Genomic DNA, 24,922 nt, shown 5'->3' with positions numbered 1-24,922 from the left:
CAAATAGGACATTTCTACTTTGCTAAAAATAGGACATTTCTACTTTGCCTTGACAGTTGACCAACTTCGCACTTGCCATGCGATTCTCATTACTCTACCATTAGCCCCATGAAACTTGGCATAATTGGCAAACCTCAGTGCGGCAAAACGACAATTTTCAATGCCGCTTCCGGACAGCAGGAAGCTGTCGGCGACTATTCTCAAGCCTCACACCGGGCGATAATCAAAGTCCCCGACGAGCGGGTTGGCGGTCTTGCTGAATTGGACCAACCGAAAAAAACAACTCTGGCTGAGATTGAGTTCCTTGATGCTCCCGGCTTTACCGGCAAGGGCAAAGAGTCAGGTGCACTTGAAGTTAGCCATGAGCTGCGGATGATGGACGCACTCGTCATGGTTATCGATGCTTTCTCTTCACAAGCCGACCCCAAGCGATTTATTCCGGCGTTAATCGATGAAATGATCCTGGCCGACCTGGCCGTTGTTGAGAACAATATCGAAAAGAAAGCACGACGGGTGAAACTAACCGGCGACAAGTCGGCGGCGCGTGAAATGGAATTACTGGAGGTGTGCCGTCAGTGGCTGGAAGATGAGAAGCCCCTGATCGGGTTCGAGCTGGATGCGGCCGATGAGAAGATGTTGCGCGGGTATACTTTCCTTTCGCAGAAGCCAGTATTGATTGTACTCAACATCGCCGAGGAAGACATCGGCAGGGCTGAAGAGATATACCAACAGTACGCCACAATGGTGACCGAGGGCCGACGCGAACTGGTAGTAATTTGTGGTAGGATCGAGGCAGAACTTGCAACCCTCGAGCCTGACGAACAGGCTGAGTTTATGGCCGACCTGGGCATCGCTACGCCTGCCGTAGAACAGGTTATCAAGAAATCATACCGATTGATGGGATTGATATCGTTCCTGACGACCGGCAAACCAGAGACCAGGGCTTGGACAATCAAGGCGGGTACTATCGCACAGAAGGCGGCCGGAGCGGTGCACTCGGACATTGAGAAGGGATTCATTCGAGCCGAAGTAACTCCCTACGATGACTATATTGAGTACAAAACTCTCGCAGCGTTGAAAGCGGCCGGCAAAACCCGCCTCGAAGGTAAGGAGTATATTGTCCAGGATGGCGATGTTATTTTGTTTCGGTTCAATGTTTAGTGGGAGCGTTATGTCGCCGACGGGTCGATAACCTGAACATTTGGGTGATATGTCTGTTGTTGATATGTTAGCCTTGTTTGCCGATATTGGTAGAGAGCCTAATGCGAGGCTCTTCCCAAGTGTGTGAGGAAAAAGTGATTGATACGACCGATGAAGACCAGAAATTGCAAATAGTTGATTCGCGCGTTTTGCCAATCTTGCCCCTGAAGGAAACGCTGGTGTTTCCTTACCTGGTCGTTCCCCTGATGATTCAGGATACTGATCAGGCGCGTTTGGTTGATGACGCCCTTATGCGCGGCTCCAGGATCGGACTGTTTCTCCAGAAAGATCAAGAACAGAAAAACCCCGGTCCCGACGATCTTTACCACGACGGGTGCAGTGGCAGTATTCTTAAGATGTTGCGTTTTCCGGACGGTACGGTTCGTTTTCTTATTCAAGGACTTACCCGTATTCGCATTCGGAAATTCACCGGCTCAGACAAACTTATGCTGGCCGAAGTCGAGGAAGTCCCGGATACCGAACATGACGCAGTGGAACTTGAGGCGTTGCAACGCATTGTTCTGGAGCGTATCAAGTCTCTCTCCGATTTGGCACCCTACCTGACCGATGAGTTTCATCTCTCCGCTATCAATCAGGACACGCCATCCAAGCTGGCTGATTATGTCGCCTCGAACTTGAATATCTCCATGGCCCATAAACAGGACCTTCTGGCTGAGGCTGATGTCCATCGGCGTTTAAGCAAGCTGTACGCCGCGATTCTCAAAGAGATCGAGGTACTGGAGCTGTCACACAAGATTCAAGCCCAGGCCGCCAGCGAACTCGGCAAGTCGCAGCGGGATTATATCCTGCGTGAACAGTTGAAGGCGATCAAGAAAGAACTTGGTGACGGTGACGAAACTTCCGAACTCGATGAGTTCGATACACGCATTATCGAAGCGGAAATGCCGGAGAGCGCTGAACAGGCGGCTCGCAAGGAACTAGACCGCCTGTCACATATGAATCCTTCTTCAGCTGAGTACACAGTGGCGCGAACCTATCTCGACATCCTCGTCACTTTGCCATGGAACAAATCTACAGAAGACAAACTTGATCTGCGACGGGCCAAGAAGGTTCTCGATGAAGACCACTTTGATCTGGAAAAGGTCAAGGATCGCATCCTAGAACATCTGGCCGTGCGAAAGCTCAAGGCCGATATCAAGGGACCGATTCTATGTTTTGTTGGTCCTCCCGGAGTAGGTAAAACATCGTTGGGTAAGTCTATCGCCCGTGCGATGGGACGGGAATTCGCCCGTGTCTCACTAGGCGGGATGCGTGACGAGGCGGAAATAAGAGGTCATCGGCGGACATATATAGGTGCTATGCCGGGACGCGTTATCCAGTCTATCAAACGATGCGGATCCAATAACCCGGTGATTATGCTCGACGAAATTGATAAGCTCGGTTCGGATTTCCGTGGCGATCCTTCATCCGCTCTGCTGGAAGTTCTTGATCCGGAACAAAACGACTCGTTCTCTGATCATTATCTGGAGATTCCGTTTGATCTGTCCAAGGTAATGTTCATTACGACCGCCAATTGGCTGGAACCGATCCCGCCGGTATTGCGTGATCGCATGGAGACGATCCGTCTGCCCGGATATACCGACCTGGAGAAGCTAGCGATTGCCAGGCGACACCTTATCGTCAAACAACTCGACAATCACGGATTGACAAGAAAGAACCTGGTCTTGAACGATTCGGCCGTCAAGGTCATTATCGAAGATTACACGCGAGAGGCTGGACTGAGGAATCTGGAGCGGGAGATCGCTGCAGTTTGTCGCAAGGCGGCTCGCAAGGTAGCGGCCGGGGCAAAGAAGAAAATCACGGTCACAGGGAAGGACATCCCCAAGCTACTCGGACCGCAGAGGTTCACTCGTGAGGTGCTCAGCCGTCAGGGACTGGTCGGCGTTGTACCTGGTCTGGCCTATACTTCGGTGGGTGGTGAACTGCTCTTTATTGAGGCTACCTCTATGCCGGGCAAGAAGACTATGACCCTTACCGGGCAACTTGGTGATGTGATGAAAGAGTCAGCGCAGGCAGCACTTTCATTCATCCGATCTAATTGCACCGCTCTGAAAATCGACCCTCAAGTTTTCGAGGATCGCGAAATACATATTCATGTCCCAGCCGGAGCTACCCCCAAGGACGGCCCATCGGCAGGCATTACTATGGTTGTGGCGCTTGCTTCGCTATTGACCGGTCGGGCGGTCAAACCCTGTATGGCCATGACTGGCGAGATCACTCTGCGCGGAACGATTCTGCCTATCGGCGGACTCAAAGAAAAGCTTCTGGCCGCATATCGTGCCGGAATCGAGGTTGTTTTGGTCCCTGAGGACAATCGTAAGGATACCCGGGAGCTGGCGCCGGAGATCAAAAAGGGTATCAAATTGAAGTTCTTCTCAGAATTGCTGCCCGCAGTGAAGTTCGCGCTTTCTGCTGCCAATGGCACTAAAGAAAAAGTAAGCCCCAAAAAGACCCGTAAGACAAAAAAATCTATCAAGTAGCTTGTTTATGAAACTGGTCACATCGGAACAGATGCGCCGCATCGACAGTGAGACCATCAACAACTACGGCATCCCCGGTCCGGAACTAATGGAAAACGCTGGACGCGGTATCGCTCGACAGTTGGCCAATCTGGTCATCGGCAACGTTCGGGGAACCAGCATCGCGATAATCTGCGGTAAAGGAAACAACGGCGGCGACGGATTCGTGGTTGGCCGGTATTTGTCCGAGATGGGAGCCGAAGTTCGGTTCTATTTCATCGGACCGATAGACAAGCTTTCTCATGATGCACGACTGAACTTCGACCGAGCGGCCGGTAGTGGTATGAATCTCGAAGAAGTCACCTCCATTGATCATCTACCACCACAGCTTGAATGCGATTACCTGATTGACGCTATCTTCGGAACTGGTTTTGCAGGCACACCGCGCGGTTTGACGGGAGAATTGATCGACTACATCAACCGCCAGGAGACAGCAACAATCATTGCAGTGGATATGCCCTCCGGCCTCAATGCCGATACGGGACAGCACGATGGTAGTGTTGTACGTGCTGATTTTACTTTCTCGCTGGCCTTGCCAAAGTATGGTCTCTATGTGACGCCGGGTCGTGAGCTAGCCGGTCATGTGCGTATTGTACCAATTGGGGTACCGGACGAAGTGATTGACAGGTGTAACCTGTCCACATCGTTGATTACACAGGAGATGGTCACAACAAAGTTACCCGAACGCAAGCCGGACGGCCATAAAGGTGATTTCGGAAAGCTGTTTGTATTGGCTGGTTCCATCGGTATGACGGGAGCGGCCGCATTGGCGGCAAAAGCTGCCCTGCGATCCGGATGCGGGTTGGTAATGATTGGCTGTCCTAAGACAATGCTGCCAATCATTGCCTCGCTTGTGGCCGAGGCTACTTCATTCCCCTTGCCGGATGTGGCCAAGAAAGGAACCTTGGCTCTGCGTGGACTGGGCGGCGTACGCAAACTGGCCGCCGAACATAGCGCCGTGGCTGTTGGTCCCGGAATTGGGACGCATCATGAGACCGCAGAATTGATACGAAGGCTTCTTTCTAACCTGGACAAACCGACTGTGATTGATGCCGACGGCATCAACGCTTTCGCCGGTAAAACTGATTTGCTCAAAGCGTGTACTGATACTGCAGAGCTGATCATCACGCCCCATCCGGGCGAGTTCAAACGTCTAACCGGCCAGGCAGTACCTGACGACATTCATGAACGTATTCCCCTCGCGATTTCATCAGCCAAAGAACTAAATTGTATTTTGGTTTTGAAAGGCAGCCCGACATTGGTAGCAAGCCCGGACGGTTCGTGTTACTTGAATCCGACCGGCAATAACGGTATGGCTACCGGCGGCAGTGGCGATGTCCTGACGGGAGCGATTGGTTCACTATTGGCGCAGGGGATGTCGACCATCGATGCTGCCATATGCGGAACATATCTTCATGGCTTGGCGGGAGATTTTGCGGCGATGGAACTCAGTGAGCGATCAATGATCGCCGGGGATATTGTGGATTTCCTTCCCGAAGCGTTTTCACTTCTTGGTTAGGGGAGTCTTCGCACCCCATCTCATAATCAGCCCTACACTGATTGATGTGTAGCTTTCAGTCGAATAGTCGAAAGCGTCCTTAAAAACAGAAGAGAACGGCCACTTCTTATGATAAGAAGTGGCCGTCAAGCTATCTACTCAGTATTGCGAACTCCTACCAACAACCGTCAGGTGCACCACCCCCGGTAAACAGATAGGATACCAGGTAGGTCAGATCAGCAATATCTATCTCTCCACCAGATTCAGAAGTTATTCCATCGACATTGCTTTCAGGCGAACAGGGTGGTGGCGGTCCGCCAGTGAACAAATAGGCAACCAGGTAGGTCAGGTCAGCAATATTGACTTCGCCGATATTATCGACATTACCGCGAAGACCCTCACAACAACCCGTTCCTGCTATGTACGCCGCAAAGGTTCGCGACCAGTATGACCACTCCGAACCATCGAAACTACGAACTCGCCAGTAGAATACCGAATCACTGCCCAAACTCGACTCTGGTATGTAGTACAAGTTCGTAATAGTGTCAATATCGTATAGCGGTGATCTGAAGTCGTAGTAAGGATCAAGCTGGAAATGATACTTCTCAATCCCGGTCGGATCAATCAAACGATGCCACGCAAATCCCGGCAGGTTGGTATTAATCGCCATGCCGTTCGGTGGCGTCATCGATGACACTTCCTCGACCGTGTAGTAGAACGTGATCCACGGTTCATTACTCTCCAGCTCGGTTGCCTTCTTAACCATATCATCGTTGTAATTATCGAATATGATCAGCTCCTGAGAACCATTGATCCGAATCCCTCCCGAAACCACATGGTCACCATACGGATCAGCCCCAGGCTCAAGATTAATACCGATCGAATATTCACCCAACATCAGATTGTAGTCTACCAGTTGTTCATCGAGCGTCCCATCCTGGTCAACATCAACCTGCCACGCATCACCGCCGGCAAGCGTCTGGAAGTTGAGCGACAACTCATATCCCAGCGGGTTGGTCATCGTGAGAGTCACCACGCTATAACCGGTGATGACCATCTCATCCTCAAGAATATCCTCGTCCGGTAACTCACTATAACCAAGGATAATCACTCCCTCATCTACCGCACCGGAAACAAAGTCCGGCTGACCGTCACGATCAAGATCGGCCGTCGCCAGGGCATAGGTAATACCCGATTCGGGATCAAATGGAATAACATCCGGACCCGTAAACGTCCCGCTACCATCGCCCCAGAAAAGCAACAACTCCTGGTTCGTGCCGTCGACCACCATGATGTCCAGTTGCTGGTCGCGGTTGATATCGGCCAGGCTGACATGATGAGCGACGCCGGGGATCAGCAGACTGTCGGTACGATTCATACCGCCGTATCCATCGCCAAGGGCAACCTTCACCACCGACTGACCCGCGCCGTCAACATCAGGCACCACCACAACTATATCCCAGCGACCGTCGTGACTAATGTCAGCCACACCGTTTGCCGGAGGAACGACCAGCGTGGGGAAACCAACAAACATGGCTGAGGCTCGATCGAAATCACCAACTTTGTTGTTTATCATCACCTTGGCCGAATCGTCCTCGATAATCAGCAGATCGTCGAATCCATCGGCGTTGAAATCAACCGCCTCAGCAGCAATAGCTGTCAAAGAAACTATGTGAGCGTCACCCAGGCTACCCGTACCGTCACCATAGAAGACGATATCAGGACCTACAAACAGGTCGTTGAAATCATCACCATTGAAATACCCCAGAGCTGACACCGGAACCACTGAACGACCTTTCGGGACGCCAGGGAGTAATGTTGTGTCCGGAGTGAACTGTCGGTTGTCATCATTGAGAAGGAAAAACACCGTATCCTGTTTGGTTGCCATGATATCGGGGAGCGTGTCGTTATTGAAGAATCCAATCTCCAGGTCGGCCTCGGTGATGGACAGATAGTCTACCGGAGGCTCAAGTGTGCCACCCGGCAGACCCCACGATATAAACAGTCCGGGGATGGTCGTGCCAACATGGATGACGTCCTTATAAGTATCGCGGTCGAGGTCGAACGTAACCATGTCATACATCTGCGCCGAATCTTCCGTCGTAATATCATAGGAAACATCACAGGCATCACCAATACCATCAATATCGGAATCTTCCTGACCGGGATTGTAGACATAGGGACAGTTGTCATCGCAGTTGGAGGTATTACCACCGGAACATGGGTTGTCTCCAGCTACACCACTACCATCGCCATCGTCAAGTATGCCATCACCATCGGCATCGCCGATGACTCCAGGCAGGACTGAGAACTCGTTAATTCCACAGAAAGCGAGATCAAGCTGACCATTGTCAGTCAAATCCGCTAAAACGAGATCATTATAACCTTGTGAAGCAAAGCCAAAGATCGGTGGAACCAGGGAACTATCAAAGGTGAAAACACCCTCACCATCGTTGACATATAAACTTATCCTGTTCCTGACTGTTACGATATCAAGGTCACCGTCACCATCAATATCTCCAGTACCCATAAGCATGGCTGTATGGGAAGGAACAGGTAATGTTGTTTTGGCACTGAAATGTCCCTGTCCATCTCCAAAGATTACTGCAAAGTCATTCTCTGCGAGTATCGAGTAGCTTCCGTGCGAGGCTATGTCGACATGCCCATCATTGTTGAAGTCAGCTGCCACAATAGCTAAGGGTTTTCGCGCGCCGTCGTACGGCACACTGGCTGCAAATGTACCGTCCCCAACGCCGATGTGAACCCAAACCATCGAATCGTCCTCATTACTGCATACCTCGGCAAAGTCCATAAAACCATCTTCATCGAAATCGGCTGCCACCAAGTCGACGGAATATTCTGACGATGTTCCCATCTCACTGGCCACGAACAGTTCGCCCGTGCCATCATTGAGATAGATGTCCAATCCCTGTACATAAACACCCACGGCTACGTCCATCCAACCATCAGCGTTGAAGTCCGCGGGACAGACACAATTTACTCCGGAGCTAATATCGGGATAAAACGTACCTTCGGTAAAACTAGAGTTACCCCCGTTCCCATTCAGGATAGTAAAGCCATGTGGAGAGTATCCGGCTACAACCAGATCAAGATCGTTATCGTTGTTGAAGTCAGCCACAGCCAGATCACTAGCTTCCGATCCTGTAGATAAGTAAGTGACGCTGGTAAGTGAATAGGAGCCGGTACCGTCATTCTCCCAAATATATATCGAATCCTGATCCCCTCCACTCATAGCCAGATCAATATCACCATCACCATCAAAATCGCCAGCTGCGGGACTGACTGCTTTGCGATCGTCATAAATGGGGGCAGACACCAGAAATGATGCTCCGCCACTGGGAACCTCACAGGTAAACGTCCACACAAAAGCACTCTCTAAGAACAATCCTTCCGATGCTTGCACTTCAGTTGTTACAATAACCGTAACCTCTTCACCAACGGCGAAATCATCGTCGGGATCAAACGTAGATGTTTTTGTGGCGGCATTGTAGCTGTAGCTACCCGTGCGAAGACCTGTCATGCTCCCGGATACCAAGAAGGTGGAACTGGAAATTGTGGTGGTGTCAATGTCGGTGTTGAACTCCACGGAGATAGAAGTACCGGAAAGAACATCAAGCTCATTCTGATCCGGACTGGTGGATACAACATTGGGAGTGGTTGCACCAAACATAACAGTTAAGTCGTTTCCGCCACAGCTCAAAAGATCAAGCCTTCCATCACCACTCACATCCACAATGGCCAGATTGTACGGTTCGGGAAGTTCAATAATCTGAGGCGTTCCAAGTGATCCATCACCGTTATTTAGTAATATCCAGGCCGAATCAAGCCACATATGTCCGGTGATAACATCCAGATAACCATCAGCATTCAAATCACCCAGTGCAATTGTATAAGTACTGTCCCCGCCCGCATAGTAATCATTTTTATCCTGGAAATATCCATTACCATTACCACTATTCAACAATACTGAGACCGATGAGGGTATTCCTAAACCAGACGAGCTGGCACAGATAATATCCAGATTCCCATCACCATCCATGTCACCCGTGGTGACATCCCATGGTCTGGCTCCTACTTCAAAAATTGAATCGGACATGTTAAAATCACCACTGCCATCCCCCTTAAAAATAGTAAGAAATGCATTATCATGAACAACAGCAGCTAAATCCAGAACACCATCATTTGTAAAGTCACCGGATTCAATATTATAAAGGTTATCTCCAACAGGTACTGCAAAAGAGGTATCTATGCTAAATACGCCTGTCCCTGAATTGATAAGGATGGCAATACTGTCAGGGGATCCAAATCCTGTGTAGAGTGCCACGGCGATATCCAGATCTCCGTCACCATCAAAATCTCCTTTGCAAATGTCTCTTGGAAATGATGAAAGCAAGCAATCAGAATCATAGTTAAAAGTTCCATCACCATTTCCAGACATTGTGCGAACACCATTTCCTGAGGAATGCGACACCATGATATCAGTAACACCATTGCCAGTGAAGTCACCTGCGATACTTTGTTGGCTTGTTGCACCGCCGTTAGGGGAGGCAATACCTTCGCCATATGTTCCATCACCCTGATTAAGAAAAACGTTTACAGTATCATCCGACCTTATGGCAACAATATCCGGGAACCCATCATAATCGAAAAACGCCGGAATTACTTGCCTGACAGTCTGTGCCAAGGTGTACTGAGAATCAATGACGAACACATCGAGACCTTCCCCTATACCTATGCGGAACGACCAGGTATAGGCTGTGTCAAGGTGCACGCCCTCGGACGACTCGAGAACGGTCGTCAGCGTTACTGACACAACCTCACCGATAACGAAATTGCTATCAGGATCAAACGATGCTGTCTTTGAGGGTTCGTCATAAATGTGATAGCCTGAAATTGGACCCGATATAGAACCGGACACAACGAACGTTGTGTCGTTGATGGAGGTGGGGAGCATCGGAATGCTGAACTCAACAGAAATGGCAGTGTCGGTGAGAACATTCAGTTGATTTTGACCTGGAGCTGTGGCAACAACTGCAGGGATCTCCTTATTGATCAAAATAGTGACTCGGTTGCTATCGACATCGGTTGCCGCAACATCTATATCGCCATCGCCATCAAAGTCCGCTGCCGCAATCCCGTGTGGTCCTCCAATTATTTCGTAAGTAGTTCTGGTGGGGAATGTACCACTGCCGGAATTGAGCATAACTGACAGGTTGAATGAACCCGTGCTACCCGCTAGCAAATCTAAGTCACCATCGTTGTTTACATCGGTAGCAATAACCGAGGCTGATGCGCCCCCGGAAGCGTAGGTTACATAGGGATCAAAACCCGTACTCGGCTGGTTCATCAGTACTGAAACCTGCTGCTGCACTCCGTTGGCAGTGACAACATCCATCCAGTGATTGCCATCAAGGTCGGCAGCGAATATTCCCCACGGGTCATTAGCGGTTGCGAGCGTGGAGCTGATCGAAAAATGCCCACCATCATTCTGCAATATCATTACGTTGTGGTCGGCCAGATTAGCACAGGCCAGATCCATACGGAGGTCTCTATTGAAATCAGCGACGGTAAGGATGACCGGCTGGTTGCCGGCGGAGTAGCTGTTGAGGAGATAGAAATGGCCTTCCCCATCGTTATCCAGTATGGAAACATTGTTGCTACTAGAGTTGGCTGTAGCCAGATCGAGAATACCATTGGCATTGATATCGATAACAACTACATCAGTCGGGTTGCCGGTGACTGTATAGGCCGTGAAGGGGGCAAAGGTGCCATTACCATTATTCATCAATACTGAAATACGGTCCTCAGTATTTTCTGCGACCACAAGATCCATGTAACCATCGCGGTTAAAATCACCAGCGCAGAGTCCGTGAGGGTCGCCCAAAACCGCATAGTTCGTCATAGTGGGGAACTGCCCGGTACCGTCGTTGAGCAGCACTGATATATTGTCGGAATTCCGGTTAGATACGGCCAGGTCAGGATAAGAATCTGCATTGAAATCGGCCGCAACCACCTCGTAAGGGTTTACGCCAACTGCATATGATGTGTCAATCTCATATATGCTCGGACCACCTCCGTCACTTCCGATCGTGAAAGAAAACACTACCGGATCAATCCGCCCATAATCATAAGTCCAGATGTCTTCTGTGAGTACGACGGTTACCACCTCGCCCGGCGCATAATCTGAGGCTGGATAGAAATACGCTACTTCATAATCAAGAGGTTCAGGATTTTCCCAATCATGCCAGACAGACCCAGAGATATGACCAGAGATGCTGCCATGAACCAGGAATGTTTCCTCCCGGATTGACCCGGGTTGAATAGAGTCAACGAAAGCTACTTCAATTCTCATCCCAGGGGAAACATCGATATCGTTATCGATCGGATAGGACCCCATGAACTGAGCGGAAACCGAGCCGCCAATCATAATCACAGCGGCTAAGGCTAGTACAATAATCTGAGTAGTATGCAATCGGGACATATCAATTCTCCCTTGCGAAGAAGTTGTATATTAAGTCAAGTGTGTTTTTCTTACCTGGAACTATGGGTGAGTTGTCGCCTGGCGACTACCCCGTCCACCCCACAATCCCACTTTTGACAATATAGGCGGAATTGTGCGTATTGTCAAGGCGTCGGTTTCTGTCCTTGTCAGAAAGAGATTTATTGATTATTGTAAGCGTCTTATGAGTGGACCATTGTACATGTCAAAAGAAGGTATTCGCAAGGCTGAGGAAGAGTACAAACGCCTCAGGTACAAAGAACGCCCCAAGATTGTGGCCGAGATCAAACGCTGTATGGAAATGGGTGATCTATCTGAGAATGCCGAATACCACGCCGCCAAAGAGGCTCAGACACATATCGAGCGAAAAATCGCCGATCTGGAATTCAAACTGGCCCAGGTGCAGGTGCTGGATACAGATGCCATTCCCTCGGACAAAGTCTATCTCTTTGCCAGAGTGCTGGTGCAGGATACCGACGACGACGAGGAAATCGAGTACACGATAGCCCCGCCGGATGAGACCGATATTGATAACGATGTGATTTCGGTCAAGTCACCTATTGGTGCTGCGCTTCTGGGTAAAGCCGAGGGAGACGTCGTGAAGGTCAAAGTCCCCGCCGGAACGATCGAGTACAAGATTCTCAAGATTTCCAGAGATTAAACAGGAACACGCCCACAGGCTGATCTTCTCAACTTATCAGGCTTTCAATTCCGAGTTCTTCGAGCATATCTTCGGGAGCCAATTCGTCATTATCCTTCAAATAATCGTCACCATTCAGATTCAGTTCGTTAGCGGTTTCGGCGCATTGTTGGGAACAGAAGGTGAGACCATCCTGATAATAAGGCTGGTCTGAGATACCGTAGCCACACTCTTCACAACGCATTTGTGTAACCTCCGAAGTCATCGTTATGCCCCGATTAGATACTCTCAAACAGAGTTGTCGACATTTTCCTGATAGAGATTAGTCTTGAGATAATTAAAATGTCAGGTCCTAAGCTTCAGCCATTTCCCAAACGACCCTGCGAGTCGGGGGTTAAGATGGTTATCGACGTTCGACGCGGCTACTCTTCATCTTCTTCGCAGTGAAAATCAACCGGTTCTTCCTCGAAATATCCTTCTTCTTCGTCGGTATCAAGTCCTTCGGCGGCATAGGAGCATTCCAGAGAGCAGAATACTTGTCCCCCTTCCCGGCGACCTCGTCCATCTATCTCACATCCGCACTGTGTGCATTGCATAGCTTCGTCCTCTTACACCAGCAGTTCCAATCGCAGAACAGTTCTAACAATATATTGCGTACGATAATCTGAGTGGCAAGCGAATTTTTCTGTCCTGATGGACTCTTTTTTGGGGACGATTATCCTGATTATCAGTGCTAATAGCTCGCTATTTGTGGCCCTTGCGGTGTTGACGGAATTTCTCAAGGTATTCAGCCATCCGGGCTTCGCGTCCAGTCTGAGTGGGATGATAGTATTCGGTGCCAACAAGTTCCTCGGGCAGATGTTCCTGATCGGTTAGACCGCCTTCGTAATCATGGGCATACTTGTAACCCTTGCCGTACTCAAGGTCCTTCATCAAGTCAGTCGGGGCATTGCGAATATGGAGCGGCACAGGCAGTGAGCCCCGGTTGCGAGCGTCATTCTGAGCGCGGCTGAAAGCCGAATAGATTGAGTTTGATTTCGGAGCACAGGCCATATAAACGACAGCCATCGCGATAGCCAGTTCTCCCTCAGGAGAACCGAGAAAGTGATATGTGTCGCGAGCATTGAGAGTAAGTGTCAGAGCATAAGGATCAGCCAGACCAATATCCTCAGTGGCGAACCGAATCAACCGCCGCAAAACGTACAGCGGTTCCTCGCCCGAATCGAGCATACGCGCCAGCCAGTACAACGATGCATCGGGGTCACTTCCCCTGATAGACTTATGCAACGCTGAGATCAGATTGTAGTGCTCCTCGCCCGCCTTGTCATAAACCAGCGCCCCTTTCTGGTGCACTTCCTTCAGAACATCCGCTGTGACAGTTCCTTCCTTGCCTACAAACTCCGAGGTTGCTTCGATCAATGCCAGGGCACGGCGAGCATCGCCATCAGCAGCAGCGGCAAGAAACTCCATAGCATCATCGTCAAGTTGAAGATTCATTTCGCCCAGGCCATTTTCCCGGTCGGTAATCGCGCGTTGTACCAATGTGGTCAAATCTTCCGGCTGCAACCGTTCCAGGACATAGACCCTCATCCGGGATAGCAGCGCGGAGTTGACTTCAAACGATGGGTTCTCGGTCGTAGCTCCGATCAGAATAATGTCCCCCTTTTCGACATAAGGAAGAAACGCATCCTGCTGGGCTTTGTTAAAACGGTGGATTTCATCGATGAAGATATAGGTGCGTCGTCCACTCATACGATAATAATTGCCCGCTTTGGATATAACCGCTTTGACATCTTTAATTGATGACGAAACGGCTGAGAAGGGGATGAACTGACCGTTCGTCATGAGCGCGATCAGACGGGCCAGAGTCGTTTTACCGGTGCCGGGTGGTCCCCAGAAAACCATGGAGTAGATATTGTCGACTTCGATGGCTTTGCGAAGGGGAGTGCCTTCACCGACGATTTTGGCTTGACCGACAAACTCATCGAATGATTTCGGCCGCAGACGGTCGGCGAGGGGGCGAATATCTTCGCGTGCTTGTCCGTCGGGTTGATCTTTGCTCTCAAATATATCCATGCCGGTTCAATATATTGTGTAGGTTAAGATCTGACAATCACAATTGGTCGCAAGCGACTTTTCTTGAGAGTGGCAACGCCACTTTGCTTGAGAGACAGGTTTTATCCTCTGGGTGGGGGGAGATTATCCCACTCGACGCCTTCGGCTCTGGGCGGGGTACCGAAATCAAACGTCGCTTTCTAATGGGAGCAAGTCACGCCCCTACTTCACCCCAACGCCTGAATACAAACCAACCGTAAGCCAGAGGCCGTCCGGTTTGCGGTTCTCGATAGAGTGAAAATCTTCACCAAGCTCAATGCTGTAGAACCAGTAGCGGCGATATGCAATACGACTGCTGAACCATAAATGTCGGCTTACGGTTAAATTGAAACCAACCCCCGTGTTGGTTGCCACGCCCGAATAGACGGTCCGTTTACGGTTACCAAGATTGTCTATCGCTCCGTAATCAAGCCTCAGTTGCAGAATTGATGCGCCAAGGAAAAAGAGCGGTTGAATCGTATATTTGGAATAGGACCCAACGAAGGTGCCACCTACGCCACTCAAAACTGCTTTGCCATTCTCGCCCCGCCAGGAGTAATCATGCTGCGCTCGGTAATAGCTCACTTCCGCTATTATCGATGCTGTCTCGTTCCTTACTTCGCGAAAACCAACTGTCACACCCCAACCTGACTCGCCGTGTATATCGGGTACCATAATGTCGTGGGCGTCCTCCCGTTCCGCGCTACTGCCGTCAAACTCACTACTGAGGGTAGCGTAAGGACTGAAAAAGCCGACAAAGATGTCCATCGTCACTGAGTCCTGGGTCTCCTCAACAACCGGCTCGACTTCGTCGGTAGAGTCAACGTCGGCCGAATCGCGAAGGATGGGAACAAGGTTCCAAAATGGAGAGGAGCCATTCGTCCCGACGCTGTTTGGGGAAACAACTCCTGTCGAGATCAGAGCTATCAGAAAAACAGATATAAGTATTGTTCTCATAAAAACTTCCTGCACAATAATTTCTACACTATATAATAATAGGTGCGGGTATCAATAAAGTCAACGGTGATCGCGAAATAGCCCTTGACATTACACGCCTCACGAACTATATATCTACATCACACAGAAGTTCTGATCCTTTAGTAAGGTTTCAAATACTGCTTATTGCATCTTAGCTATCGTTGTTGACAATCTAGTCCGATAACTTGTGGAAAGGAGAGATTATGTCAAAACGATGTGATTTCGTATCAAGAACAGCATCAATCCTGACCGTTGCGGTAGTGTTATTGGTTTGTGTTGCGACTGCGTCGGCGCAATCACCGGCGGCGGTATTCAGGATCGACACATCACTGAACTATCCACTGGGTCCAACGGTAGGGATTCCAGTTATCCTGGAATATCTTGAGCCGGGGCGGGAGATCAACAGTCTCGAACTGACTATCGGTATCGGTTCTCAGGACCAGATGCAAAATTATGCAGGCAGCACCTTCAGGGACTTGGCCATGGCGTGTAATTGGGGTTACTTGGAATGGTCCGAGACTGTTCATGATTGTGAGGGAGATCATTGCCCCGACTGGCTGTTGCATCTCAAGTTGTGGGACATACCGGGCGAATCGACGTGCCCAATTGATGCCCCTCTCGAACTGGGCACAATGCTTTTTCGGACCAATGGGGAACTCGATACATTTTATCCGATCCGGTTTTTCTGGTCGGACTGCGACGAGAATGTCGTTAGTTTTATTGGCGGCGAAGACACCATGCTGGTGTCTCAAAATATTTTCCAATATGACGGCACTGATATTACCGCCGATCTGCCGTTCCTGAACTACACCGGTGCGCCGGATAGTTGTCTCGATCCGGCTCTCGATGACACCGTTCGTGTCAGAGCGATTGATTTCTATCATGGTGGACTGAAAATGACGGTGGTCGACACGCCGTTTGTTGCTCGTAGCGCGGTAAAGATTGAAAAGACACACGGCACCGATCCTGGCGAGGTGGTTGATATCAGTATCACGCTTGAAACCCTATCGCCGGGTACAGAGTACCTTACTATTAGCAATTTTGATTTCCTAATCCAATGGAATCCAACGGCGGCGACATTCCAGTCCGCTCAGCCCGGTCAGTTGTTGGTCGACTGTGAATGGGAGTACTTCACCTATAGGTACAGCGCGAATGCCAGTTGTGGTGAAGGATATTGCCCTAGCGGAGTGGTACGGATGGTGGGATTAGCCGATACCGAAAACGGGTCGCATGTTCCGCTCTGCCTAGCCGATTCTGTGGGCGAGCTGGCCGTAGTGACTTTTCTGGCCACAACAGATCCTGCATGGGAGTGCATCTACTCCCCGATCCGATGGCTGTGGTACGACTGTGGCGACAATGTCGTGGCAGTCGAGCCGACGGGTGAGAACCTCTTTGTCTCGAATCGAATATATGACTTTGATGGATCCTGGTGGATCAATCAGGAGCGTGAGTTCCCGACTACCTACGGAGCGCCGTACGAATGCACTGGAGAGATTGCCCCAGGCAAGTATTCGACGCGGGCGATTGACTACTATCATGGTGGATTTGATTTTACTTGCGCGGATTCCATCGACAATCGCGGCGATATTAATCTCAACGGAATTGCCAATGAGATCGCCGATTACGTTCTCTTTATGAACTACTTCATCTATGGCTTAGGTGTCTTCATCAACGTAGAGGCTCAGACTGCGGCCAGCGATGTAAATGCCGACGGGGTGCCTCTTACCCTTGACGATATGATCTATATGTATCGAATCATCATCGGTGACGCTCTGCCCTATCCAGCGCCTCCTTCTCCGCCCTCTCCAACAGTGGATACTTGTGTTATTGTTCAAGATATTGATGCACAGACGGTGTCTATTGAATATGCCGACAGTCTGGCTGCAGTGTATATGACATTCGGTGATTCAATACTACCCGTCTTTGATTTACCAAACCACGATGCCGGTGGCGAATACGTTGCTCCGCATACGAAAGTTTTGGTGGTTCCACAGCTTTCCTCCACAGTACCACATTTTGGTGCCGGAGAGTTGTTTACATACACCGGCACTGGACATCTGTTGTCGGCCGAAGTATCGTACGACGGTCTGATGAGTATTCCCGTCGTTATTCGCGTGGAGGGAGCCTCGGGGTGCTGTCTTAATCGCGGAAATGTTGATGGAGTCGGCGGTTCCAGTCAGCCGGTCGATGTGGCGGATCTAACGTACCTGGTAAGGTATCTGTTCACTGGTGGATCTTTGCCACCCTGTATCGAAGAAGGCAATGTGGACGGAACGACAGGCTCCGGCGGTTTGATTAATATTGCCGACGTCACCTATCTGGTAGCTTTCATGTTTGTTGGCGGTCCGCCGCCGCCGCCGTGTCCATAAAGTACAGATGCAGAGTCTGGTGGTCCACCCTGCCTGCTCCGGCAGGGTGGACCAGTGGATTAGCGCCTCCGAGACGGACTTACCACCCGTTGTAATCGGTAGGCCACCCGACCGTACAGAACAGAAATGGAGAAACGATATATCGCCTAAGCGTTACATGGTCAAATAGGATGCGATCAAAATCATTGGAGGTAGCGCACATGTTGAAGAAAGGTTGTTTTATGCCCACCAGGATGGGAGTCTTGACGCCGATATTGCTGCTGATGCTTATACTGTCTGCGGGTTTGTCTCAGCCAGCCCAGGCGACATCAGTACGTATTCAGAATATTGAGGACGTACCTCTCGGTCAGAACGTCCAGATTACAATAGATTTTGAGGATGTTGATCCCGGTCAATTGTTGGTTGGATTCGACCTGTTGCTGGCTTATGACTACAGCGGCCTATCATTATTAGACATCGCACAGGGGCAGATGCTCACCGATTGCGAGTGGGAGTATTTCTCTTTCCGTGCGGGTCCAGATGCCAATTGTGGTGATTCGACTTGTCCTGATGGGGTCGTGCGGATCGTAGCCATGGCAGACATTGCCAATGGTCCGATTCATCCTTCTTGCTATGCTGAAAATCCTGGGCAGTTGGCGGTCCTGACCTTTCGGACTACAAACAACCCCACCTATGCTTGTTACTATCTGCCAATTCGGTTCTATTGGACCGATTGCGGCGACAATTCTTTCTCTAACCTGGCTGGCGATTCATTGTTGATTTCAGATAGGGTTATCGATGTTACCGAAATGGACATAACCGAGGAATCGGATTTCCCCACTTTCTTCGGTGCTCCGAGCGAATGTCTCAGTGCGCCAACTGTAATTCGTGGGATAGACTATTACAATGGCGGAACGTGGCTGACCTGCGATCCAGAATTGGCTGAGAATGCTGTTGTTATGATCCAGGGAGTTTCCGGCGTCTGGTTGGGTGAAGATTTTTCAGTAGGCATCAATCTCCAGCAACAGGCTCCGGACGCAATATGGTCGAGCTATGATTTCCTGATTCACTATGATGAAACGGCTATGACATTCATCGATGCCCAGCCTGGGCAGATGTTGGATGACTGTGGCTGGGAATATTTTGTCTACCGCGCCGGACCGGAAGGTGATTGCGGCGGAGTGCCATGCCCGGACGGTACCGTGAGGGTGGTGGCCGTCGCTGATTTGAACAACGGCGAAATCCATCCTTCATGTTTGATTGATAGTACCGGGGAGCTGGCGACACTTGGCTTTCAACTGGTTAATGACTCGGCGCTGATGGATCAGACCTTTCCGATTGAGTGGTGGTGGCATGATTGCGGCGACAATGCCACGGCGTCGCAAAACGGCGACACCCTGTTTGTCAGCAACGACGTATATGATTACTTTGGTTTCCCAATTACGCAGGATGCTTCTTTCCCAACGTTTTTCGGAGCGCCGAGCGAATGTCTTGCGGGCGCAGAGAGGGGCATTGATTTCTACAACGGTCGAGTGCGAGTAGCCGGAGGGCATTTCATTAGTGGCCGAGGAGATGTGAACTACAACGGGATTGCCAATGAAATAGCCGATCTGGTTCTCTTCTCAAACTACTTCTATTATGGCACTGAGGTGTTTACAGTAGATTCTGCCTTTCAGATCGCGACCACCGATATTAACGCCGATGGCTTGATGCTGACTTTGCAGGATTTCATGTATCTGTATCGCATCATCATCGGGACGGCGACGCCAATCGAAAAGAGCGCGTTCGGAGTGGATACGGTAGAAATCTTGCATGACCTGGGATTGAAGCAGGTAAGTTTCAACGCGCCTGATTCGTTGGCGGCTATACGTCTTACCTTTGACGGCGAAATCATTCCCGAGGCTCTCTTTGAAACCACCGGTTTCCAATGGTGGTACAAGCATGAGAGTGGACAGACAGAAGTGATGGTAATGCCGGAATTGGCTGAGGCTGGAAGTGAGCCGAACATGTATTCCGGAGTGCTTTTCAGTTACACCGGATATGGCTTGCTCACGGAAGTTGAGGCAGCCGATTATGCCGACACCTGGTTCTATACATCTATTTCGTATTCCAGTGATCAGGAGAAGCAAGCCACAATCAGTATTGAAAAGACGCACTTAAGCATGCTTGGAACGACCGAGGAGATTGCCATCACACTCGATAGTGTCGAGGCCGGATTTGAGATGGCCGGTTTTGACCTAATGATTGGTTACGATGCACTGACCATGACCCTGATGGGGATTACTCAAGGTCAGTTACTCACCGATTGTGACTGGGAGTATTTCACCTATAGACAGGGAGCAGCGAGTAACTGCGATATCCCCGGGTGTCCGTCCGGCGTGGTACGAATCGTCGCGATGGCGGATGTCAACAACGGTGAGAACCATCCGACTTGTTACGGCGATACCGGGGGAGAGTTGGCCCGTTTGACGATGGTTATCACCTCTGATCCCGCATACGAGTATATGTTTCTACCGATCAACTGGTTCTGGAATGATTGTGGCGACAACGCAGTGTCATCAAGGTACGGCGATTCCATGTTTGTGTCGTCGGATGTTTACGACGCAGCCGGGACCGTCATCACTCAGGAAGATGTATTCCCAACCATGTCAGGATTACCGAGTACATGTCTGACCGGACCAAATATCGTACGAACTCTGGATTTCCACAACGGCGGCATCGATCTTCTTGAGAACATGGGCTGCAATAGTGGTGATATTAACGTCAACGGAGTGTACTATGAGGTTTCGGATTTCATTCTGTTTACTAACTACTTCACATGGGGATTGTCGGTTTTCATTGTCGCTCCAGAGTGGCAGATTGCCCAGACGGATATCAACTGCGACGGGATACCACTGTCGGTTGCCGACCTGGTCTTTCTCCTGCGAATTATAATTGGCGATACTCAGTCTGGTCCGTCACCACCTACAATGGCAGGTGATACCTGCATTATGGTGCAGGATACTCTAGCCGGGACGATATCGCTAAGCTACACTCAGACCCTTTCGACAGTCCACCTGTTGTTTGATGGTGAGATTGTCCCGGAGTTTGATTTCCCCCAGCATGAAACAAGCGCGTATTGGGATGGTGTCTATACGCGGGTTCTCATAATACCGCAGCTGGAGTTGGGTACACTCAGTCCGATCAACTCGGGTCCTTTGTTCTCGTATTCCGGCTCAGGCAATTTGATATTAGCGAATGTTGCATTTGATGGCCAACGAACGATTCCGGTTTATGTCGAAGGCAGTGGTGCAACAGCTTGCTGCGCTCAACGGGGCAATGTTGACGGCGACACCAGCTCAAGCAGTCTTGTCAATATTACCGATATCACAAAGCTTGTAAGTTATCTTTTTAGTGAAGGTTTATCTTCCCCATGTTCCGAAGAGGCAAATGTGGATGGCCTGATTATCGGGGGTAGCCCGACAAACATTTCAGACCTGACCTATCTGGTGGCATATATCTTCACAGGTGGGCCACCCCCGCCGCCGTGTCCGTAAAGTTTCTTAGTTGTGGACGCAGCAATTGGCCGGTTTCCCCCTCAGCCGGCCTCGGATGGAGAGGATTATTCCTCTCCATCCGGCTGCTTATGTGGTCCGTCGCTACTTTTTATTCGTTATTGTATTGTCGTACAACAAATTACGTTACAACTATAGAAAAAAGAGTTGCCAGGTACACTGAAAACGGTTAGATTTCCAGCTTATGGTGAAGACGTAGAAGAAAGCAAAAGACTAATCGCGCAGATAGCCTCACGGACATTTTGAGAGCAAGAATCGTGGTGCCGGAGAATCCGAACACACTTGCAGCATTGAAATTACCCCCTGCTCTGACCGCCCACTAGTAACCGAGGCGTCGCCGCTGCCAAAGCCGCCGCCCATTCCGTGTAGCAGAAGCGCCAATGTAGAAGGAAGTAATTACAGTATTATGACAACACGAACTATTCACCTGATTCTCGTTGCAGCAATGATTGTAGGGGCTGTTCTTGGAGGGATACTTGGATATCTTGTACCGGATTTTATGTTGTCCATCGCAGTTATTGGACAACTGTTTCTGGGTGCCCTGAAACTTATCCTTATTCCCCTGATCATCTCCGTGATTGTGGTTGGCATTTCTTCACTTGGAGACCTGCGCCGTCTGGGCCGTGCCGCGCGGACAACCATCCTCTATTTTCTTGCCAGTTCGACCGTAGCAGTTGGTGTGGGGCTGGCTCTGGCCTACTTTGTCCGACCGGGAGAGAATGTCTCTCACACTACTGCACCACTTTACGGGAGAATGACCGAAGCGTTGAACTCCGGTCTTCCCGAGGTTTTTTCAGCCCTTGCCCCGGCCAATATGCTGCAATCAATTGCACAGGGACAGTACCTGGGTCTGGTCATTCTGGCCCTGCTGTTTGGGGCTGTATTGGTGACCATGGGCAAACGGACGGCAGTCGTCATCAACTTTTTCAAGATTATCTCTGAGGCGTCTATGAAGCTCGTCTCGGTACTGCTCTATGCCGCTCCGCTTGGACTTTTCGTGCTCGTTGGTTCCGCTGTAGCAGTCGATCCCAATTCGGTTACCCAATTGGGTGGTAACATGGCGATGCTCGGGCTTACTTTGTTGGGTGGTATTCTCATTCACGGGTTGATTATTCTGCCTTTGATGCTAAAGTTCATGGGTGGTCAATGGCCCGGACGTCTGGCCGGCAATCTGTCCTCGGCTCTGCTAACAGCGCTGGGAACCGGATCATCGGCGGCGACCCTCCCAGTGACTTATGACGGTGTAATCGAAAAACACAAAGTTGATGCCCGAGCGGGATCGCTGGTTCTGCCACTGGGAACGATGATCAATCTCAACGGCACTGCTATGTATCTAGCGATTGCGGCGATTTTCGTAGCACAACTGGCAGGCGTGTCCTTGTCGGCTGTAGAATATGCTCTGATTGGGCTGCTGGCCCTGGTCCTGTCGTTTGGAGCTTCTGGCGTCGCAGTTCCTGCTACGGGGCCGTTCATGCTGGCTATGCTAATGGGTGCGATCAACTACCCGGTAGCCGCATTCGGTGCACTCACCGTTCTGGTCGTGGTTGATGTCATTTTCGAGCGTGGACGAGCCTTGCTCAATGTATGGGGCACTGCTGTTGGTGCTGTGATTGTTGGGGAGTCGTTTGAATTCAAGACGGCTCGTGGCATCACGCCATCGAATAAAGGAGAACGCGGTTCCTATGATCGTTCACAACGTGGACAGAGCCACAGATCGAGAAATGATCGGCCTATCAGTGGAGAACGACGTGGCCGGGATTCAAGAGGGCGGGATAGTCGCCCACAACGAACAAGAGATAGTAGTCGCCCCGCGAGTGACCGCCGCGAAGGCAAACGTCCGATACGTGGAGAGCGTCCGTCGAACACTCGCATGGAGCGTCCACCAGTACGTGGTCGGCGCCCCGATAATAAAAGTGGGAGCAAGCCACAGAGCCGGCCATCTCAAGACCGACCGTCGCAAAAGCGGCCACCGAAACCCAGCCAGCAATCTTCACCGCCGAAAACTCCGGTAGCGACTCAGCAATCAGGGAAAGATCGGAAGCCATCGGTTCCACGCCGGGCCGAGAGCACGGATAAGCAAAGCCTCAGAAATCGGACGGAAAGCAGATCTGATAGAGAGCCTCGGACAGCATCACCTGTGATACGACCGGAACACGCTACCTCGGATCTTTCTCCTGAGACAGTTGAGCGAGAGCGTACCCGAATTGCTGCCCAGTTGGCCGAGATGAGGCATAAGGAAGAGCGAGTCCAACCTTCTGAGGAAGCTGCCGTATCTGAGTCAATAACGACTCAGCCCCAGACCGAAGAAGAACCGAAGGCTGAGCCAAAGATTTCTCCGGTAATAGATTTTTACTCTGGTCCTGACACAGAGACACCTCCTGTTCCAACCAATGAGTCGAGTCATGCTCCTGATTTGAGTATAAAGGTCGACTCACAACCACAATCCGGAGCCGGAGAGCATTCGCAACCCGATCCCGTCAATAGTGTGAAGGTGGAAACCAGGACAATCGAGGCGGCTCCGATAGAGGTTGAGAAACAGGTTGAGAACAATCTACCTGACAGCGACGACAAGGCAGAGGAACCGAAAAAGGCAGCACCCGAACCGGCAGCTACGTTTGGACGGTCACGGACACGTCGTGGTCCGGCTCGAACATCCAAACCTGACAGCAAGTCGGAGACGGACAAGCCTCCGCTTCCAGCCTATAATACGGAAAACATCTCGTTTGGTCGTTCGAAGCGCAAACGGACAAGATAGAATATCGAGGGTCTGCCGGAACCGAGCGGTTGTCGGCAGGCCCGAGGATAGTAGTTGCTAACTGCTGTCATACCACGCTCTGCATTCGATTCCGAGATGGTACTACCGATAGCTTTTTGGAACCTTCTCCAGAAGTCTACGCTATATCTATTGAAGAAAAAAGATGTTGACCTACAGAGGTGGAACAAAGTAGATTTTACTGAGGCTTAGTAAGAAAATGAACACACTAAAAGTATTCGCTTTGATGCTGACCATGCTGCTGTTGTTTGCAGGGGTGGGCTATATGGTCGGGGGACAGTCCGGCATGATGATGGCCTTCGGGCTGGCGGTTGTGATGAATTTCTTCAGCTATTGGTTTTCCGATAAGATCGTTATAAAAATGTACAAAGCCCGGGAAATCAAAGAGCAGGATCATCCCCTACTGTACCGTGTGGTCCGTCGAGTACAGACCGCATCGGACATTCCCATGCCCAGGATTTACATCGTGCCGTCCAAAGCTCCCAATGCGTTTGCCACTGGACGGAACGTGGATCATGCCGCAGTGGCCGTGACCGAGGGGATGCTGGAAATGCTCAACGAGACCGAATTGGAGGGAGTCATTGCCCACGAGTTTGCCCACATCATCAACAAGGATATGCTGATTGGAACTCTGGTCGCCACTTTTGCCGGGGCAATCAGCATACTGGCGACGATGGCACGCTGGGGGGCTATCCTGGGCGGTCACGGACGTAATGACAACCGGGGGGGGGGGCTGATTGGACTTTTGGCTGCAGCGATTGTCGCACCGCTGGCGGC

Annotated in this window: 13 protein-coding genes; 8 read left to right on the top strand and 5 right to left on the bottom strand. The window is 50.5% G+C overall.

The window, feature by feature from the left end:
• Positions 1–108: 108 nt before the first annotated feature.
• The 3 genes from KOO62_10505 to KOO62_10495 all read left to right on the top strand — a co-directional run bounded on the left by KOO62_10505 (position 109) and on the right by KOO62_10495 (position 5,259).
• Complete coding sequence (locus KOO62_10505; protein MBU8934424.1) at positions 109–1,161, top strand: YchF family ATPase; 1,053 nt, start codon at positions 109–111, stop codon at positions 1,159–1,161.
• Positions 1,162–1,262: 101 nt separating this feature from the next.
• A complete protein-coding gene (lon, locus tag KOO62_10500; GenBank protein MBU8934423.1) occupies positions 1,263–3,701 on the top strand; it encodes an endopeptidase La in 2,439 nt (812 codons plus the stop codon).
• A gap of 7 nt (positions 3,702–3,708) precedes the next feature.
• Positions 3,709–5,259 carry an NAD(P)H-hydrate dehydratase gene (locus KOO62_10495; protein MBU8934422.1) on the top strand — a complete coding sequence of 517 codons (1,551 nt, stop codon included), beginning with the start codon at positions 3,709–3,711 and terminating at the stop codon, positions 5,257–5,259.
• A 154-nt stretch (positions 5,260–5,413) separates the two neighbouring features.
• Here KOO62_10495 and KOO62_10490 read toward each other — a convergent pair whose 3' ends face one another.
• Positions 5,414–11,740: a VCBS repeat-containing protein gene (locus KOO62_10490; protein MBU8934421.1), complete on the bottom strand. Its 6,327-nt coding sequence runs from the start codon at positions 11,738–11,740 to the stop codon at positions 5,414–5,416.
• Between the two features lie 220 nt (positions 11,741–11,960).
• On the opposite strand from KOO62_10490, the gene greA reads away from it, so the two are divergent.
• Positions 11,961–12,419: a transcription elongation factor GreA gene (gene greA / locus KOO62_10485; protein MBU8934420.1), complete on the top strand. Its 459-nt coding sequence runs from the start codon at positions 11,961–11,963 to the stop codon at positions 12,417–12,419.
• A gap of 28 nt (positions 12,420–12,447) precedes the next feature.
• Here the strand turns inward: greA and KOO62_10480 are convergent, their stop codons facing one another.
• From KOO62_10480 to KOO62_10465, 4 genes are all read right to left on the bottom strand, one after another.
• A complete protein-coding gene (locus tag KOO62_10480; protein MBU8934419.1) occupies positions 12,448–12,642 on the bottom strand; it encodes a hypothetical protein in 195 nt (64 codons plus the stop codon).
• A 178-nt stretch (positions 12,643–12,820) separates the two neighbouring features.
• Positions 12,821–12,994, bottom strand: a complete 174-nt coding sequence (locus tag KOO62_10475) for a hypothetical protein (GenBank protein MBU8934418.1) — start codon at positions 12,992–12,994, stop codon at positions 12,821–12,823.
• Between the two features lie 148 nt (positions 12,995–13,142).
• Entirely contained in the window at positions 13,143–14,474 is a 1,332-nt protein-coding gene (locus tag KOO62_10470; protein ID MBU8934417.1) for a replication-associated recombination protein A, read from the bottom strand.
• 201 nt (positions 14,475–14,675) lie between these two features.
• A complete protein-coding gene (locus tag KOO62_10465) occupies positions 14,676–15,449 on the bottom strand; it encodes a hypothetical protein (GenBank protein MBU8934416.1) in 774 nt (257 codons plus the stop codon).
• Positions 15,450–15,673: 224 nt separating this feature from the next.
• Here KOO62_10465 and KOO62_10460 point away from each other — a divergent pair, with 224 nt between their 5' ends.
• From KOO62_10460 to KOO62_10445, 4 genes are all read left to right on the top strand, one after another.
• Positions 15,674–17,839: a dockerin type I repeat-containing protein gene (locus KOO62_10460; GenBank protein ID MBU8934415.1), complete on the top strand. Its 2,166-nt coding sequence runs from the start codon at positions 15,674–15,676 to the stop codon at positions 17,837–17,839.
• Between the two features lie 200 nt (positions 17,840–18,039).
• Entirely contained in the window at positions 18,040–21,354 is a 3,315-nt protein-coding gene (locus KOO62_10455; GenBank protein ID MBU8934414.1) for a hypothetical protein, read from the top strand.
• Positions 21,355–21,778: 424 nt separating this feature from the next.
• Positions 21,779–24,127 carry a cation:dicarboxylase symporter family transporter gene (locus KOO62_10450; GenBank protein MBU8934413.1) on the top strand — a complete coding sequence of 783 codons (2,349 nt, stop codon included), beginning with the start codon at positions 21,779–21,781 and terminating at the stop codon, positions 24,125–24,127.
• A 217-nt stretch (positions 24,128–24,344) separates the two neighbouring features.
• Positions 24,345–24,922, top strand: a 578-nt coding sequence (locus KOO62_10445; protein ID MBU8934412.1) for a M48 family metalloprotease, incomplete at its 3' end; no start/stop codon positions are given.

This window comes from Candidatus Zixiibacteriota bacterium (assembly GCA_019038695.1).
In the GTDB taxonomy this organism is placed as follows: domain Bacteria; phylum Zixibacteria; class MSB-5A5; order GN15; family FEB-12; genus B120-G9.
Note: the sequence above shows the minus strand (reverse complement) of the source record. Positions and strands in the feature narration are given on the sequence as shown.

Coding starts and splice junctions, on each gene's coding strand:
- KOO62_10505 (MBU8934424.1), top strand. CDS start 109: ATGAAACTTGGCATAATTGGCAAACCTCAGTGCGGCAAAACGACAATT.
- lon (MBU8934423.1), top strand. CDS start 1,263: ATGCGAGGCTCTTCCCAAGTGTGTGAGGAAAAAGTGATTGATACGACC.
- KOO62_10495 (MBU8934422.1), top strand. CDS start 3,709: ATGAAACTGGTCACATCGGAACAGATGCGCCGCATCGACAGTGAGACC.
- KOO62_10490 (MBU8934421.1), bottom strand. CDS start 11,740: ATGTCCCGATTGCATACTACTCAGATTATTGTACTAGCCTTAGCCGCT.
- greA (MBU8934420.1), top strand. CDS start 11,961: ATGTCAAAAGAAGGTATTCGCAAGGCTGAGGAAGAGTACAAACGCCTC.
- KOO62_10480 (MBU8934419.1), bottom strand. CDS start 12,642: ATGCGTTGTGAAGAGTGTGGCTACGGTATCTCAGACCAGCCTTATTAT.
- KOO62_10475 (MBU8934418.1), bottom strand. CDS start 12,994: ATGCAATGCACACAGTGCGGATGTGAGATAGATGGACGAGGTCGCCGG.
- KOO62_10470 (MBU8934417.1), bottom strand. CDS start 14,474: ATGGATATATTTGAGAGCAAAGATCAACCCGACGGACAAGCACGCGAA.
- KOO62_10465 (MBU8934416.1), bottom strand. CDS start 15,449: ATGAGAACAATACTTATATCTGTTTTTCTGATAGCTCTGATCTCGACA.
- KOO62_10460 (MBU8934415.1), top strand. CDS start 15,674: ATGTCAAAACGATGTGATTTCGTATCAAGAACAGCATCAATCCTGACC.
- KOO62_10455 (MBU8934414.1), top strand. CDS start 18,040: ATGTTGAAGAAAGGTTGTTTTATGCCCACCAGGATGGGAGTCTTGACG.
- KOO62_10450 (MBU8934413.1), top strand. CDS start 21,779: ATGACAACACGAACTATTCACCTGATTCTCGTTGCAGCAATGATTGTA.